This is a genomic window from Sandarakinorhabdus glacialis, from assembly GCF_014643455.1.
Taxonomy (GTDB): domain Bacteria; phylum Pseudomonadota; class Alphaproteobacteria; order Sphingomonadales; family Sphingomonadaceae; genus Sandarakinorhabdus; species Sandarakinorhabdus glacialis.
In genome coordinates, this window is the sequence record NZ_BMJM01000005.1 from 57,397 (window position 1) to 72,758 (window position 15,362).

The window sequence follows — 15,362 nt, forward strand, 5'->3', positions numbered from 1 at the left end:
CTATCGCCTGGCCGGCGACATCGCCTCCACGGCCGCAGCCGGCCGGTCGCTGAACACCCCGTCGACCCCCGCTTCCAGCCACAGCCGGATCTCCCCCGCCGCATCACCCCGATCGAGCGGGTTAACACCTTTCCGAAACGGCGCCGCCAGAAAGAAATTCTCCGGCCGGAACGTCCACGGATGCACCTGCAACCCTGCAGCATGGGCATCGGCCACCAGCGTCGTCGGCGACCCCAGCACACCCGCCGCATCGCGCGGGATGACCAGGTCACGCGCCGGTCCTATGCCATCGGCGTAGGCAGCAACCGCCTTCAGCCCCGCCGGCGTGATCATCGCCGCATACGACACGCCGTCCGCCGAAATCCCCTTGTCGATCAACTGGATCAACCGGACTTTCGTCTCGCCGCGCAGCGCCTTCAGATTGCCGGTCTCGAACGACTGGATGAACACCGGGCTGTCGGCGCGCGTCCAGCCGGCGACCTGCAACGCTGCCAGCAGCACCGGCTCGATCGGCAGCCCGGCGGCGCGGAAATAGCTCGGGTGCTTGGTCTCGGGATAGATGCCGATCGTCCGCCCGGTCCGCGCACTGGCCGCCTTGGCGAGTGCGATGATCTCCTCGAGGGTCGGAATTGCCTCCTGCCCGTCGAACGCCACATTCGCCGTCCGCAGCTGCGGCAACCGTTCACGCGCGCGCAGCGTCTTCAGTTCCGCCAGCGTGAAATCCTCGGTGAACCACCCCGTCACGCTCTCGCCGTCGATGGTCTTTGTCGTCTTGCGCCCGGCAAACTCCGGATGCGCGCCAACATCGGTCGTCCCCGAAATCTCGTTCTCGTGGCGCGCCACCAGCCGGTGATCCTTCGTCGGCACCAGGTCCGGCTCGACGAAATCGGCGCCTTGCTCGATGGCGAGCGCATAGGCCGCCAGCGTATGTTCGGGCCGGTCGGCGCTGGCGCCGCGGTGGGCGATGATAATCGGCGCGGCCGGCGGCGGCAACGGTGGCCCCGATGGCGGCAGCGGCCCGGCACCGACAGCTTGCGACATCAGGATAAGCACTCCGGCGATCGGCAAGCCGCGCATCTGTCTGTCCCCGGGCTGGACCGCGACAGTCGCGGCAGACGCCCTATAACAGACAGGAGCCGCCACGCGAGAGGAAGCTCGCGCGGCGGCAAAATCACCCGCCTCAGACCATATGGGTGAACCCCGCTTCGAACTGCGGCAGGTGCGCCGACAGATACGCCAGCCCGCCGCCGCCCAGGCTGCCGATGCCCTCGACGCTGCGGAACCCCGCCCCCGCCAGTTGCGCCGCGCTGCCATCGCGCGCACCGAGCGAGCCAAAATCGATGTCGCCCCCCAATGGCGCCGCAAATACCGAATCGACCGCGACGCCGCGCTTCTGCGTCGAATCCCAGACATCGACATTGTTGGCCCAAACGACATTGTCGCCGAGCACCGCATCGGGCCGCGTCAGGATCAACGGCGCGATATTGTCGGTGATCGATGCGTTCGAGACGCTGCCGATGACGATGCCGGGCGGGATCCCCGCAAGGCCGCCATCGCGCACGCTGTTGCCGGAAACGGTCACGCCATCGGCGAAATTGACCGCGATGGCGTTGCGCAGATTGCTCTGGATATAGTTGTTCTCGATGACGATGTTGGTGTGCACCAGCCCCAGCGACGCGCCTTTTTCCGAATGGATATAGATCCCCTGCGAGCCGCTGCCCTCGCCGCTGACGATGACGTTCGACCGGAACACAAGGTCGTTGCTCACCCCCGCGGCGCCGCCGGCATGGACCTGGATCGCGTCGGAATGATCGCCCTTGGCGGTGTCGGCGCTGATCCCGTCGAACAGGTTACGCTCGAACAGCCCGCCATTCATCTGCGACAAGTTGAGGCCCTCGCGGACATCGCGAATGGTGTTGCCCGAAAAGATCACATCGTCGGTGCGCGCGAACACCGCGGCGTTGTTGAACTCCTCGAAGGTCGAATTGATTACGCTGATCCGGCTGCTCGATGTCACCATCATGCCGTTGCCGTCATCGTTGCGATTGCCGTTGAGTGAGCCACTGACATCGACGCCCACCAGGCTGACATTCGTCGCCAGGTTGAGCACCACGCCGCTGACATGCTCGCGTTCGCCGGCCTGGAGGACATGCTTGACGTCGATGTCCTCGAAAGTGAAATTCTGCACCCGCGTCAGCTTGAGGTTGGTGAACAGGGCATCATTGTTCGCGTCCGCCGACTTGATCGTCACCACGCCGCCACCAAGCGGGTTGAGCGACGACAGCGAGATATCGCCGTAATTGCCCGCCGCCAGCAGGATGGTATCGCCGCCGCGCGCTGTCTTGGCCGCTTTGACGAGCGCAGCCGCGCTGTTCACAAAGGTCGTCTTGCCGGTCATCGTGCTCTCCACAAATACTGCGGCGACGCGGCATCCGGCGACACACCCGGATTCGACCACGTCGACAAATCCAGCAACGGCGACGCGCGGCGCGCCGTTACGGCAAATGAGGGTGAACCGGAGTTAGCATTACCGCGCGCTCACTTCCGGCGCCGACACGCTATTCCGGTATGAAATCCCACCCGCGATGTGCGACAATCGCCGGATGACCGATGCAGCACCCACCCACGGCGACGACTTCATCATCCCCCAGGCCTGGTCGTCATATACCGCCACCGAGCACGCCACCTGGGACCGGCTGTTTGCCCGGCAGCAGGCGATGCTGCAACCGCGCGTCGTGCCCGCATTCCTCGAGGGACTCGACGTGCTGCGCATGTCGAAACCCGGCATCCCGGATTTTTCCGAACTGTCCGAACGGCTGATGCGCGCCACCGGCTGGCAGGTCGTCGCGGTGCCCGGGCTGGTCCCCGACGCGGTCTTCTACGAACACCTCGCCAACCGGCGCTTCGTCGCCGGCCGCAGCATCCGTACGCCCGAGCAGCTCGACTATCTCGAGGAACCCGACATATTCCACGATGTCTTCGGCCATGTGCCGCTGCTCGCCAACCCGGTGTTCGCCGACTACATGCAGGCTTACGGCGAAGGCGGCCGGCGCGCCCAGGCACTCGGTACCATCGACAAGCTGGCGCGGCTCTACTGGTACACCGTCGAATTCGGGCTCATCAAAGACGGCGATGCGCTCAAGATCTTCGGCGCCGGCATCGTCTCCTCGCACGGCGAGTCGGTCTTCGCCCTCGACGACCCATCGCCGAACCGCATCGGCTTCGACATCAAGCGCGTCATGCAGACCAGATACCGCATCGACGACTACCAACAGGCCTATTTCGTCATCGACAGCTTCGAAGACCTGCTCCGCCAGACCCTCGATGCCGATTTCGGACCACTGTATGAAGAACTCGCCGCCTTGCCCGACCTCGATGTCGACGTGATCCTCCCGGGCGACAAGGTGCTGACCCGCGGCACCCAAGCCCACGCCCTCGCCCAGGCAGTTCGATGACCTCTGCTTCTTCTGCCCCCCTCCCTTCTTCAAGGGAGGGGTCGGGGGTGGGTGACTCTGTCGGGCAAGCCCCCTCCGATTCATTCTACCACCACCTCGAATCCCGCCTAACCGCCAACCCCGACCGCATCGTCCTCACCATGTCGGGCCAGTCGCTGACCGGCGCCGCCCTCCTCCAGGCCACCGCCCGCCGCGCCGCCGCGCTGATCGCAATGGGCGTCGGCCCCGGTGGCCGGGTCGTCGTCCAGGCCGAAAAATCGCTTGAACTCGTGCTGCTCTACCTCGCCGTCCTCCGCATCGGCGCCGTCTATGTGCCGCTCAACACCAGCTACCGCCCCGCCGAGATCGCCTATTTCATCGACGACGCGCAGCCCCGGCTGTTCGTCTGCGACCCCGCCGACATCGCCGTCCACGCTCCCCTGGCCGCCCGGACCGGTACCGCAATCCACGGCCTCGACCGGGATGGCAGCGGCAGTTTCGCCGACGCAATACCCGCAGACACCCCCGCTTCTCCCGCAATCCCACGCATGGCGCACAACCTCGCGGCGATCGTCTACACCTCCGGCACCACCGGCCGCTCCAAAGGCGCGATGATCAGCCACGGCAACCTCCACGCCAACGCACAGGCGCTCATCGCCACCTGGCAGATCACCGCGGACGACGTCCTGCTCCACGCGCTGCCGCTGTTCCATATCCACGGGCTCTTCATCGCCCTCAACACCACGCTCCTCGCCGGCGGCCGCACCGACATGCTGCCGACGTTCGAAGCCAGCCAAGTCATTGACAAGCTAGGCGGCGCGACCCTGTTCATGGGCGTGCCGACCTATTACACCCGCCTGCTCGCCGACCCCCGGCTGACCCCCGCGATCGCCGCTCCCATCCGGCTGTTCATCTGTGGCTCCGCACCGCTCACGCCGCAAACCTTCGACGCGTTCCAGGCGCGCACCGGTGACACCATCGTCGAACGCTACGGCATGTCCGAATGCGGCATCATCTGCTCGAACCCAGTGGACGGCCCGCGTATCGCCGGCTCGGTCGGGCCACCGCTGCCGGGCGTCGAAGTCCGTATCGCCGACAACGCGTCCAAGGGCGTCCTCGAGGTCCGCGGCGACAGCGTTTTCAGCGGCTATTGGCGCCAACCTGAAAAAACCGCCGCCGAATTCCGCGCCGACGGCTTCTTCAGCACCGGCGACCTGGCGACAATCGACAGCGGCGGCATCGTCCGCATTGTGGGGCGCGAAAAAGACATGATCATCTGCGGCGGGCTGAACGTCTATCCCAAGGAAATCGAGGAGCTGATCGACGCCATGCCCGGCGTCGCCGAAGCCGCCGTCATCGGCTTGCCCCACCCCGATTTCGGCGAGGCCGTCTGCGCCGTTGTCCGCCTCGATCCGGCCGAACCACGACCCACGCCCGCCACGATCATCACCGCGCTCAAGCTGGACCTCGCCGGCTTCAAGGTTCCAAAAGCCATCTTCATCGTCGACGAACTGCCCCGCAATGCCATGGCCAAGGTCCAGAAGGCAGCCCTGCGTGCCCGATACGCGAACCATTTCGAAAGCTCTCAATAGCCCGTCATCGACGATGGCCGCAGACGCCTCCGAACCGAGCATTCCGAAAAACCGGCAGTAGCCCTTCGGGCAATCACAATTCGACCCGTCCGTTCTTAGATCCTGACAGGCCGTTGCTGTTCCTGCGGTCACACCTTATGCAGCGCCCAATGGGGCTAATGCTGCGTTGACAGCCAGCCCTCGCACTTGCGATGTGCATGCCGGTATACAGCGGCTCCAAGGGCGACGACGCAATGCTCAAGATCATTGCCCGACTGATGTTGGCGCTGGCGCTGCTGACCGGTTCGCTCGTCCATGCCCAGACCGCGCCCAATATCGCCGTCGCTTCCGACCTGCGTCTCGCTTTCAGCGACGTCGCCGCGGCCTTCACTCGTGACACAGGCCTGGCCGTCAGGCCTACCTTCGGGTCGTCAGGCAATTTTTTCCGACAGTTGCAACAAGGCGCGCCATTCGAGTTATTCCTCTCCGCCGACGAATCCTACGTGCTGGATCTTGCCAAGACCGGCAAGACGGACGGTGACGGCACCCTCTACGCCATCGGCCGCCTGGCAATCGTCGCCCCGCACGGCTCGCCGCTACGCCTCGACGGCAAGCTCGCCGGTTTGCGTGCTGCCATCCGCGCCGGTCAGATCCGCCGCTTTGCCATCGCCAACCCGGAACACGCGCCCTATGGCCAGCGCGCCGAGGAAGTCCTCCGCGGCGCCGGCCTCTGGCAGCCGCTCGCCGGTCGGCTGGTCCTTGGCGAGAATGTCTCGCAGGCGCTCCAGTTCGCAACATCGGGCGGCGCGCAAGGCGGCATCATCGCCTACTCGCTCGTCCTCGATCCCGCGTTCGCCCACCGCGCCAACTATGCCCTCATCCCGGCGTCGGCGCACGCGCCGCTGCGCCAGCGCATGGTGCTGATGCAGGGTGCCGGCGCCACCGCGCAGCGGTTCTATGCCTATCTCCAGGCGCCGCCGGCCCGCCGCATCCTGGCCCGCCACGGCTTCGCGCTTCCCAGCCCCGCGCTCCTGAAGGCGAAGACCTGATGGACTGGCAGGCGCTGCGCCTGTCGCTGCTGCTCGCCGTCCTGACGACGATCATCCTCGTACCGGTCGCCGTGCTCGCCGGCCGCTGGTTGTCAGGTGCGCGCTTTCGCGGCCGCGCGCTGGTCGAGGCCGCCATCGTGCTGCCGCTGCTGTTACCGCCGACGGTCATCGGCTTCTACCTGCTCGTCGCGATGGGCCCAGGCTCGCCGATCGGCCGCATTGCAACGATCTTCTTCGGCGACACGTTGGTGTTCAGCTTCAAGGGCATCCTGATTGCATCGATCCTCGTCAACATCCCGTTCGCGGTACAGCCCGCCCAGCGCGCCTTCGACGGCATCGGCAAGGATCTCCGCGACGCCGCCGCCACTTGCGGCCACTCGGTGTGGCGAACATTCTGGCGGATCGAGTTGCCGCTGGCCTGGCCCGGCATCGTCACCGGCGCCGTCTTTACCTTCGCCCACACGCTCGGCGAATTCGGTGTCGTGCTGATGGTCGGCGGCTCGATCCCGGGTGAGACCCGTACAATAGCCTTGTCGATTTACGATCGTGTCCAGGCCTTCGACAACGCCTCCGCGGGGCGTATGGCCGGGCTGCTGATGGCGATCTCGCTGGCGGCCGTTGCCATCGGCTTCTTCCTTGCCGGCCGGCGCAACGCCCGTGGCTGAGGGCCTTTCCCTCCGCCTGTCCCAGACCGGCCCGATCCCGCTCGACGTCGATATCACCCTGCCTGTGGGCCAGACGCTTGCCCTGGTCGGCCCCTCGGGTGCCGGCAAGACCACCATCCTGCGCGCCATTGCCGGGCTCTACCGTCCCCGTAGCGGCCACATCGTCGTCAACGGCCAGACCTGGCTGGACGCCACCACAAATCTCGCCCCCCAACACCGGCGTGTCGGCTTCGTCTTCCAATCCTATGGCCTGTTCCCCCACCTCACCGCCGCCGGCAATATCCGCGAAGCCATGCTCGAACGTCCCGCGTCCGAGCGCGCCGGTCGCGCCGACGACCTGCTAGCACAAGTCCAGCTCGCCGGCCTCGGCGGCCGTTATCCAGCGCAATTGTCGGGCGGCCAGCAGCAACGCGTCGCCCTTGCCCGCGCGCTCGCCCGCGATCCGGCCATCCTGCTCCTCGATGAGCCCTTTTCCGCCGTGGATCATCCGGTCCGCCGCGCTCTCCACGCCATCATCGCCGAGATCCGCGGCGCATCGCCGCTCCCGATCGTCTTCGTCTCGCACGACGTCGAGGACGCCGTCCGCAGCGCCGACCAGCTCTGTTTCCTGAGCAAAGGTCGCAGCCTCGAAAGCGGCCCGCCCCGAACGTTGCTCGACGATCCAAACACGCAGCTGTCACGATGGATGAACGGGAACGCTTCTGCCGAATCGGATTGATCCGCGCTAATCAGCCCAATCGGGTCCGAATCAGCTCTGTTTGACCATCACGAAGCTGGCGACAATGCTGGCGGGCATCGGCAGGTAATCGAGAATCGCCGCTTTCGAGGTTGGTACAGTAATGGTCGCCATCACGTCGTCACCGGGTTTGCCGTCCACCATCGTAAAGACGTAGCTCGCAGCCGGCACCCACTTCGGCAGCGACAGGCGTGCGGCGGCCCCGGCCTGGGCCTTGGTCATCGTACCAACCGATATGGAACGTGTCGTAGCCCGGGCTGCGCCGATCATGGCGTTGTAAGTATGAAACAAAAACGAAAATTGCAGAACGCCGACCGCGACAAATGTCAGGAACGGTATGAGCAATGCCAGCTCGACAGCCGCATTACCGCGTCGATCCCGCCGAAGGGGCATCATGGGCCCGAACTGAGTTGCCAACCGTTTCATTACGCCCCCATTACCACGGACCGATGATTTGCGACACCTGCGTATTAACGAATTTGACAATATTGATCGAAAAAAAGCCGGGGTTCACAATAGCCGAAACGGTTATATATTCAAATTGTTCTGAACGATTTCAGAGCGATGGTAGCTTTACCGGAGATGAACGGTCTGGCATGTCTTGCTGACGAATGTAAGACGAGATGTTAGAAATGGGCGGTAAACCGCTTTTAATGTTGTATCTTTTCTAATTCACGTTTATTCAGGTCTCAGGGTCCGAAGTTCCGGGGGGAGCGACCTTAACCTTGCAATCCCCAGGACATTCGGTTTCCCGTCCAGATCGGTTTGAGTCGTCAAACCGCTCCGGACAGCTCGGGCTTTGGCCCATGTTAACAGAGGGAAGAACGAAATGATTAACGCAATTCGCAATCTCAAGACGAGCAAGAGCGGCGCCTCGGCAGCAGAATATGCTCTGATCATCGCACTTGTCGGTCTCGCTATCGTTGTTGGCGCTGGCGCACTTGGTACTGCAATCAACACGAACTTCAACGATGCCGCTGGCGTAGTTGGTACAAACCCATAAAGTTTGAGTGGGGCCTGCCGTCTTTGACGTGCAGGCCCTTCTTTTTTTATTGCTTTGTTCAGGCAACGAATCGATGGGGGCGTCGAGCATGACAAAAGATCTCGATCGCCTTGGGCGATGCGCGAGCGGCGCCTCATCTGCCGAATATGCCTTGATCCTGGGCCTGCTGATGATCGCAATCATCGGCGGCGGAACGGCACTTGGAACCGCCGTAAACTTCCAACTCGACAATGTGTCGCAAGTGCTGACGCCGTGAGCCGGAAAACGGTGCCGACCAACCGCCCCGTTCTGTCGCTTGGGCGAAGTGAACGTCAGTTCGTTGCAAATTTACCACATCTGTTGCAATTCTGAGATATGGTCATTGTGGTAATGTTGATTACCAACAATGATCTTCAGGCCTCGGAAAATTCAGCCGTAAGTTAAATTGGCAACGGATCCGGGCGAGGGGAGAGGTGGGGCAATGCGTCTCTTTCGTAGTGGGTCGCTTTTACCTGGTGTTGCCCATCGGCAGCCCGGGTACGGCCGGAATTTGAAGGGAGCACCTCATGCGTAGATCCTCGATCCTCATGCTGGTCACTGCCATGGTGCTCGGCCTGTTCGCGGTTTTCATCGCCCGTTTCTTCGTGGGACCGTCTGGCGCGAAGACCACGCCCGAAACGCAGACCGTCGCCGCCGTCGTTGCCGCCCAGCCCTTCGCATTCGGCGAGAAAATCACCGCCGACAAGCTCAAGATCGTCCGTTGGCCGGCGGCTGGCATCCCGGCCGGCACGTTCCAGCGTATCGCCGACGCTGTTGGCAGCGACGAACGCGTCGCCATGCGCTCGATCGACACCAACGAACTCGTCACCGTCAATGGCGTCTCCGGCAAGGAAAGCCGGATGAGCGCCTCGCAGCTGCTCGGCCCGACGATGCGCGCCGCTTCGATCCCGATCACCGAATCCTCAGCCGCCGGCGGCTTTGTCGCCCCGGGTGACCGCGTCGACGTCTATGTCACCCGCGATCCCGGCGACGAGCAATATCCCTATTCCGATCTCATCGTGCAGAATGTCCGTGTCCTTGCGGTGGGTCAGGACAGCAACGTGGCCAAGGACAAGCCCGAAATCGTCAAGACCGCGACCATCGAGGTTTCGCCGCTGCAGGCACAAAAGCTCGCCCTGGCGGCAACAGTCGGCACCCTGTCGCTCTCGCTGCGCAATATCCTCGACGAAAGCCAGGTCCGCCTCGAGACGGCGCAGTTGCTCGATCTCAACGACGGCACCGTGACGCGCATTCTCAGCAAGCCCAAGCGCAGCGCCGACGCGCCGCAACAGGTTGCAGCGGCGGCCCCTGCCGGCGGACCACGACCGACAGACGGCAGGCCCACCGGACCGTCGGTCGAGGTCTTTCATGGCAACAAGCCGTCGTACCATTCCATTCCTTCGGGGTCATGATCGCTATGCACATGTTCTTCGACAAGATGCCCCCGTCGCAGGCCCAGCCGCCAGCCGGTCCGCCATCCCACACGATTGCCGGCGCAGTGGCGCTGATCCAGCGCTGGGGCGTCCTTGTCGCCGCCGCCGTGTTCGCCATCGTCGCCATGTCCAGCGCCGGGCCGGCCGATGCCCAGACGGTTGCCGGCTACACTGACGCCCGCACTGGCGCCGTCCTCAACGTTGCCGTCAACAAATCCACCACGCTTCGCGTCGACCGGGCGCTCGGCAAGGCCGCGGTCGCCAACCCCGATATCGCCGACGTGCTGCCGGTTTCGATGTCGTCGGTCTACGTCATGGGCCGCGCCATCGGTTCGACCAATGTCAGCCTGTTCGACAAGAAGGGCGGATTGATCGCGGTCGTCGACGTTGTCGTCACACCGGATTCGCAAGGGCTCAAGCGCAAGCTGGCCGAACTCATGCCGACGGAACCCGTCGGCGTCAGCGTCTCGAACGATTCGCTCGTGCTGGGCGGCACCGTCAGCAGTGCCGGCGCTGCCGACCGGGTTGCGACGATTGCCGAAACCTATGCGCCCAAGAAAGTCATCAACATGATGTCGGTCGGCTCGGCGCAGCAGGTTCTGCTCGAGGTCCGCTTCTCCGAAATGCAGCGCGGTACCGTCAAGCAGCTCGGCATCAACAATATCAGTTACAGTGGCATCGGCTCGAGCGGTTTTGCAGCGGTGACTTCGCCCGACCGCGAAAACAATCCGTTCCAGTTCGGCATCAACATCCCGGGCGCCGGCAATCTGACGATCCAGCTCGATGCGCTCGAACGCCAGGGCATCATTCGTACGCTGGCACAGCCCAATCTCGTGGCGCTGTCGGGCGAAACCGCGAGCTTCCTCGCCGGCGGCGAGTTTCCTGTTCCGACCGGCGTCACCCAGAACGGCCAGGTCTCGATCGAGTTCAAGCAATTCGGCGTCAGCCTCGCTTTCACCCCGACGGTCCTCGAGGACGGCTTGATCAACCTGCTGGTTGCACCCGAAGTCAGCGCGCTCGACCCCGACGCCGGCATCAGCCTCAACGGTATCGTGGTGCCCGGCCTCAAGACCCGGCGCGCCCGCACCATGGTCGAGCTGCGCGATGGCCAGTCCTTCGCGCTCGCCGGGCTGATCCAGTCCGACTTCGCCAATACCGTCCGCGCCATACCGCTGCTCGGCCGCATCCCGATCATCGGCGCGCTGTTCCGCTCGACATCTTACAATCGTAACGAAACCGAGCTGGTCATCGTCGTCACGCCGCGGATCGTTCGCCCGGCCGGCGTGGGCGTCAAGCTCGCCCTGCCGACCGATCGCATCAACGAGCCGAGCGACGTCGAGATGTTCCTGCTCGGCCGCACCGAACGCCGGACGCCGATGACCCCGGCATCGACACCGCCCGCGGCCATCAGACCAGGCGGCGTCGACGGTGAACTTGGCCATATCGTGAGGTGATCATGAACAATTCGAACCTTCTGCTGCTCGTGCTGGCGTCGGCTTTGCCCGCCCCGGTCATGGCAGGGACCGATCCGCAGTTTGGCATCACGGTCAGCAATAATATCGCGATCCAGGCTGTCGACATGAACCCGCAATATGCCGGGGTGTCGATGGCCGGGGGCAACGGCCAGCGCAGCGTCGATGCACATCGCCGGTATCTTTCGGGCAACGTCAAAACCTTGATGAAGGTCGATGGCAAGGCCGAGGTCGGCGGCCAGGGCGGCGGTCAGGAAGTGCAGACGCTCCAGCCGCAGGGCAAATAACGCAATCCAATCGGCCGCACGCCGTCAATACAGGACGGCCAAAGGGGACAAAGACATTGCTCGGGCGGACGGTAATATCAGCGGCGGAAACGGCGGGCCCGACACAGGCCTCGGGCAACATCCTGCGCGCCACCATCGTCCTCGATTCAGCGACGGCGGCACTGCTCGATTCCAGTCGGCTCGGCCTGACCGATATCGACGTCCGCGTTCATACCGGCACCCTAGCTACCTTCGCCGCCAACGGCCCGCTGGTCCGTTCGACTGATGTCCTCGTCGCCCAGATCGACCCTGAAAATCCTCGCGATTTCGAGGAATTCGAACGCTTCGTCCGCGAGCACAAGGACCGCCTGCCGGTCGTCGCCGCGGTTCGCGACCTGTCGGTGCCGATGACCCGCCGCGTGCTGCGCTCAGCCGCGGTCGACGTCCTCGCCATTCCGTTTTCGCTCGACGAACTCCACCAGGTTATCGAAACCGCCCGCCACCACATCGTCGTCAGTCGCCCGCAAGTGCGTGGCCGCAGCGGCCGCGTCGTCTCCTTCCTCGGCGCCCTCGGCGGCGTCGGCACCACCGCCATCGCGTGCCAGGCCGGCATGATCTGGTCCGAAAAACAGAGCGTCTGCCTGATCGATCTCGACCTGCAGTTCGGCAACGCGGCGCTCTATCTCAACCTCAAGCCGCAACTCAGTCTCGCCGAGCTAATTGATGCCGACGACCGTCTCGACGAGGAGTTCCTTCGCTCGATCGGCGAAAAGCACGCCTCCGGCCTCACCGTCATCGCCAGCCCGCCCGATGTCATGCCGCTCGATGCCGTTAACCCCGAATTCGTCGACCGGCTGCTCGATCTGGCGGTCCAATGCTTCGATATCGTTCTTGTCGACCTGCCGGGGGCCTGGATCGGCTGGTCGCTCAGCGCGCTGCAGAAATCGGATGCGATCTGTCTTATCACCGGGCTCTCGGTTCCCGGCGTCCACCAGGCGCGGCGGCAGCTCGAGGTGCTCGATGCCAATGGCCTCGGCGAGCGCGTCCGCATCGTCCTCAACCGTGTCGTCAATCCGATGTTCGGCCGCGCCGACCTCACGGAAACGGAAACCGTCTTGCGCCGCAAGGTCAATTTCCCCATCGCCAATGATTATCCAACGGTCAGCGCGGCGATCGACGAAGGCCGGACGCTCGGCTCGATCAAGATGAAGTCGCGCATCGAAAAGGATGTCCGCGCCATGGTCGCCAATCTCAACGTCTCGATGAACGCCGAAGTGGCGGCTCCGCAATGATCTGGCCAACCCGCAAGTCCGGTGGCACCGCGACGCTGCCCCAGCCGACATCGACACCAGCGCCGACATCGACACAAACGCCGGCGCCGGCTGCCGAACCGGCGCCCGTGAAGGTTGCAGCGTCGGCGTTGCCCGACACCAAGAAGCTTAATCAATACACCGACCTCAAGGTCGCGATGCACCAAAAGCTGATCGAGCGCATCAATTTGTCGGCCTTGGAAACCATGACCCGCGAGCAGGTCGGCCGCGACATCGGCGACATCGTCTCGGAGATGCTCAAGGAGATTAACCACGCGCTCAACCTGACCGAGCGTCGGCAGCTGGTCGAAGACATTCTCGACGAGCTTCTTGGCTTGGGGCCACTCGAGCCGCTGCTCAAGGATCCGACGATCTCCGATATCATGGTCAATTCGGCGAGCATGGTCTTCATCGAGCGCAACGGCCGTATCGAGCAGGTCGGCACGCGCTTCGCCAACGATGCCCATCTGCTGCGCATCATCGGCAAGATCGTCAGCAACGTCGGCCGCCGTGTCGATGAAAGCTCTCCCATGGTCGATGCCCGGCTTCCGGACGGCAGCCGCGTCAACGCCATCATCCCGCCGCTGGCGCTCGACGGCCCGTGCATCTCGATCCGGAAATTCTCCAAGACTCCGATCGATCTCGACAAGCTGGTCGGCTACGGCTCGATGCCCGCCGAAACCGCGCAGGTCCTGCGCGGCATCGTCGCCAGCCGCCGCAACGTGCTCATCGCCGGCGGTACCGGATCGGGCAAGACGACGATGCTCAACGCCATGTCGGCATCGATCGAGGAGCATGAACGCGTCGTCACCATCGAGGATTCGGCCGAGCTTCAGCTGCAGCAAGCGCATGTCGTCCGCCTCGAAACCCGCCCGGCCAACGTCGAGGGCCGCGGCGAAGTCAACCAGCGCGATCTCGTCAAGAATGCCCTGCGTATGCGCCCGGATCGCATCATCCTTGGCGAAATCCGTTCGGGCGAAGCCTTCGACATGCTCCAGGCAATGAACACTGGCCATGACGGCTCGATGACGACCGTCCACGCCAATACGCCGCGCGATGCGCTTAGCCGCGTCGAGCAGATGATCGGCATGTCGGGCATCGACATCTCGCCCAAGTCGGCGCGCGCCCAGATCGCCTCGGCCATCCATGTCGTGCTCCAGCTCGAACGGCTCAGCGATGGTAGCCGCCGGCTGACCTCGGTCGCCGAAGTGACCGGCATGGAGGGCGAGGTCGTCCTGATGCAGGAAATCTTCAAGTTCGTCCGCGAAGGTGTCGACGAGAACGGCAAGGTCCTCGGCGAAATGCGCGCCATGGGCGTGCGACCGAAATTCATGGAAATCCTCAACGCGCGCGGCATCCATCTCCCTGCCAGCCTGTTCGATCCGTATCGGAAGAACACCGGCGGATGAGCGCCTATTTCGATCCCCAGCTGATCTTCCTGTGCATCGTCTTCCTGGCGACCGTGCTGATGATCGAGGGCGCCTTCATCTACTGGCGCGACGTGCGCGGCCCGCAGGCGCGAGTCAGCAAGCGCATGCAATTGATCGCTTCGGGTGCCACGAATGCCGAGATCATGGCGTCACTCCGCCGCGAAACGTCGAACGCATCCAAGTCAGTGTTGCCCGCGGCCATTGCCTTCCTCGAGACCCGGCTGACCCAGGCCGGCATGCGCATCAAGGCCGGCCGCGTGCTGACGCTGATGATGACGGTAACCATCGTCGTCGGCGTCATGTTCCCGATCATGGGCGGCATCACCGGGCAAATCCGCAGCTTCACCGGCTATATGCTCATCGTCGCCTTTGCCGGCATCATCGGCATCGTTTTTCCCATGATGTTCATCAATGCCCGTGCCACCAAGCGGATCAAGCTGTTCGAAGCCCAATTTCCAATCGCCCTCGACGTCTTCGTTCGTGGCCTGCGCGCCGGTTATCCGGTCAGCAGCGCGCTCGAACTCCTGGTCAACGAGGCCCACGACCCGATTGCATCGGAATTCGGGCTCGTCGTTGCCGAGATGAATTATGGCTATAATCTGCGTGACGCCCTCGCCAATCTGGCACAGCGTGTACAGACGCAGGACATCCAGATGTTCGTCGTCTCGGTCGCCATCCAGTCGGAAACCGGCGGCAGTCTCGCCGAAATCCTCGAGGGTCTGTCCAAGGTCATCCGCGATCGCGCAGGCATGGTCCTGAAGGTTCGTGCGCTGGCCAGCGAAGGCAAGATGACCGGCACCATGCTCAGCGTGCTGCCGCTGCTGGCGTTCGTCGGCAACTTCGTGCTGACCCCCAGCTTCTACCTCAGCGTCGTCGACGACCCTTGGTTTCTGCCGCTCGTGGTCGGCACGATGACGCTTTACGGCACAGGCATCCTGATCATGCGCAAGATCATCGCGATCAAGGTCTAGGGCA

The 15,362-nt window shown here is 63.8% G+C and carries 16 protein-coding genes; 13 read left to right on the forward strand and 3 right to left on the reverse strand.

Translation table 11 applies throughout. The features are described from left to right. Together IEW98_RS08400 and IEW98_RS08405 are read right to left on the reverse strand one after the other, a co-directional pair. Window positions 1-1,077 carry a glycerophosphodiester phosphodiesterase gene (locus IEW98_RS08400; RefSeq protein WP_188762497.1) on the reverse strand — a complete coding sequence of 359 codons (1,077 nt, stop codon included), beginning with the start codon at window positions 1,075-1,077 and terminating at the stop codon, window positions 1-3. 103 nt (window positions 1,078-1,180) lie between these two features. After that, window positions 1,181-2,398, reverse strand: coding sequence for a right-handed parallel beta-helix repeat-containing protein (locus IEW98_RS08405; RefSeq protein ID WP_188762498.1), 1,218 nt, complete (start codon window positions 2,396-2,398; stop codon window positions 1,181-1,183). A gap of 205 nt (window positions 2,399-2,603) precedes the next feature. On the opposite strand from IEW98_RS08405, the gene phhA reads away from it, so the two are divergent. The 5 genes from phhA to IEW98_RS08430 all read left to right on the forward strand — a co-directional run bounded on the left by phhA (window position 2,604) and on the right by IEW98_RS08430 (window position 7,437). Continuing rightward, entirely contained in the window at window positions 2,604-3,455 is an 852-nt protein-coding gene (phhA, locus tag IEW98_RS08410) for a phenylalanine 4-monooxygenase (RefSeq protein WP_188762499.1), read from the forward strand. Between the two features lie 47 nt (window positions 3,456-3,502). Then, window positions 3,503-5,026 carry an AMP-binding protein gene (locus IEW98_RS08415; protein ID WP_207792535.1) on the forward strand — a complete coding sequence of 508 codons (1,524 nt, stop codon included), beginning with the start codon at window positions 3,503-3,505 and terminating at the stop codon, window positions 5,024-5,026. A 197-nt stretch (window positions 5,027-5,223) separates the two neighbouring features. Next, window positions 5,224-6,054, forward strand: coding sequence for a molybdate ABC transporter substrate-binding protein (gene modA, locus IEW98_RS08420; protein WP_243450643.1), 831 nt, complete (start codon window positions 5,224-5,226; stop codon window positions 6,052-6,054). Next, window positions 6,054-6,719 carry a molybdate ABC transporter permease subunit gene (modB, locus tag IEW98_RS08425; protein ID WP_188762501.1) on the forward strand — a complete coding sequence of 222 codons (666 nt, stop codon included), beginning with the start codon at window positions 6,054-6,056 and terminating at the stop codon, window positions 6,717-6,719. The genes modA and modB overlap by 1 nt, the downstream gene beginning before the upstream one ends. After that, the gene (locus IEW98_RS08430; protein WP_188762502.1) at window positions 6,712-7,437 is read left to right on the forward strand and encodes a sulfate/molybdate ABC transporter ATP-binding protein; all 726 of its coding nucleotides are present in this window, start codon (window positions 6,712-6,714) and stop codon (window positions 7,435-7,437) included. Before modB ends, IEW98_RS08430 begins: the two co-directional genes overlap by 8 nt. A gap of 30 nt (window positions 7,438-7,467) precedes the next feature. Here IEW98_RS08430 and IEW98_RS08435 read toward each other — a convergent pair whose 3' ends face one another. Continuing rightward, the gene (locus IEW98_RS08435) at window positions 7,468-7,881 is read right to left on the reverse strand and encodes a TadE/TadG family type IV pilus assembly protein (RefSeq protein ID WP_188762503.1); all 414 of its coding nucleotides are present in this window, start codon (window positions 7,879-7,881) and stop codon (window positions 7,468-7,470) included. 403 nt (window positions 7,882-8,284) lie between these two features. Between IEW98_RS08435 and IEW98_RS08440 the strand changes: the two genes are divergently transcribed. From IEW98_RS08440 to IEW98_RS08475, 8 genes are all read left to right on the forward strand, one after another. Beyond that, entirely contained in the window at window positions 8,285-8,458 is a 174-nt protein-coding gene (locus IEW98_RS08440) for a Flp family type IVb pilin (RefSeq protein WP_188762504.1), read from the forward strand. Window positions 8,459-8,465: 7 nt separating this feature from the next. Beyond that, entirely contained in the window at window positions 8,466-8,714 is a 249-nt protein-coding gene (locus IEW98_RS08445; RefSeq protein WP_207792536.1) for a Flp family type IVb pilin, read from the forward strand. A 289-nt stretch (window positions 8,715-9,003) separates the two neighbouring features. Next, window positions 9,004-9,888 carry a Flp pilus assembly protein CpaB gene (gene cpaB, locus IEW98_RS08450; RefSeq protein WP_188762505.1) on the forward strand — a complete coding sequence of 295 codons (885 nt, stop codon included), beginning with the start codon at window positions 9,004-9,006 and terminating at the stop codon, window positions 9,886-9,888. Continuing rightward, complete coding sequence (locus IEW98_RS08455) at window positions 9,885-11,363, forward strand: type II and III secretion system protein family protein (RefSeq protein WP_188762506.1); 1,479 nt, start codon at window positions 9,885-9,887, stop codon at window positions 11,361-11,363. Before cpaB ends, IEW98_RS08455 begins: the two co-directional genes overlap by 4 nt. Window positions 11,364-11,365: 2 nt before the next feature. After that, window positions 11,366-11,668: a hypothetical protein gene (locus tag IEW98_RS08460; RefSeq protein WP_188762507.1), complete on the forward strand. Its 303-nt coding sequence runs from the start codon at window positions 11,366-11,368 to the stop codon at window positions 11,666-11,668. 56 nt (window positions 11,669-11,724) lie between these two features. After that, window positions 11,725-12,939: a CpaE/TadZ family protein gene (locus tag IEW98_RS08465; protein ID WP_188762508.1), complete on the forward strand. Its 1,215-nt coding sequence runs from the start codon at window positions 11,725-11,727 to the stop codon at window positions 12,937-12,939. After that, complete coding sequence (locus IEW98_RS08470; protein WP_188762509.1) at window positions 12,936-14,366, forward strand: TadA family conjugal transfer-associated ATPase; 1,431 nt, start codon at window positions 12,936-12,938, stop codon at window positions 14,364-14,366. The genes IEW98_RS08465 and IEW98_RS08470 overlap by 4 nt, the downstream gene beginning before the upstream one ends. Further along, window positions 14,363-15,358: a type II secretion system F family protein gene (locus IEW98_RS08475; protein ID WP_188762510.1), complete on the forward strand. Its 996-nt coding sequence runs from the start codon at window positions 14,363-14,365 to the stop codon at window positions 15,356-15,358. Before IEW98_RS08470 ends, IEW98_RS08475 begins: the two co-directional genes overlap by 4 nt. The last annotated feature ends 4 nt before the right edge of the window (window positions 15,359-15,362 follow it).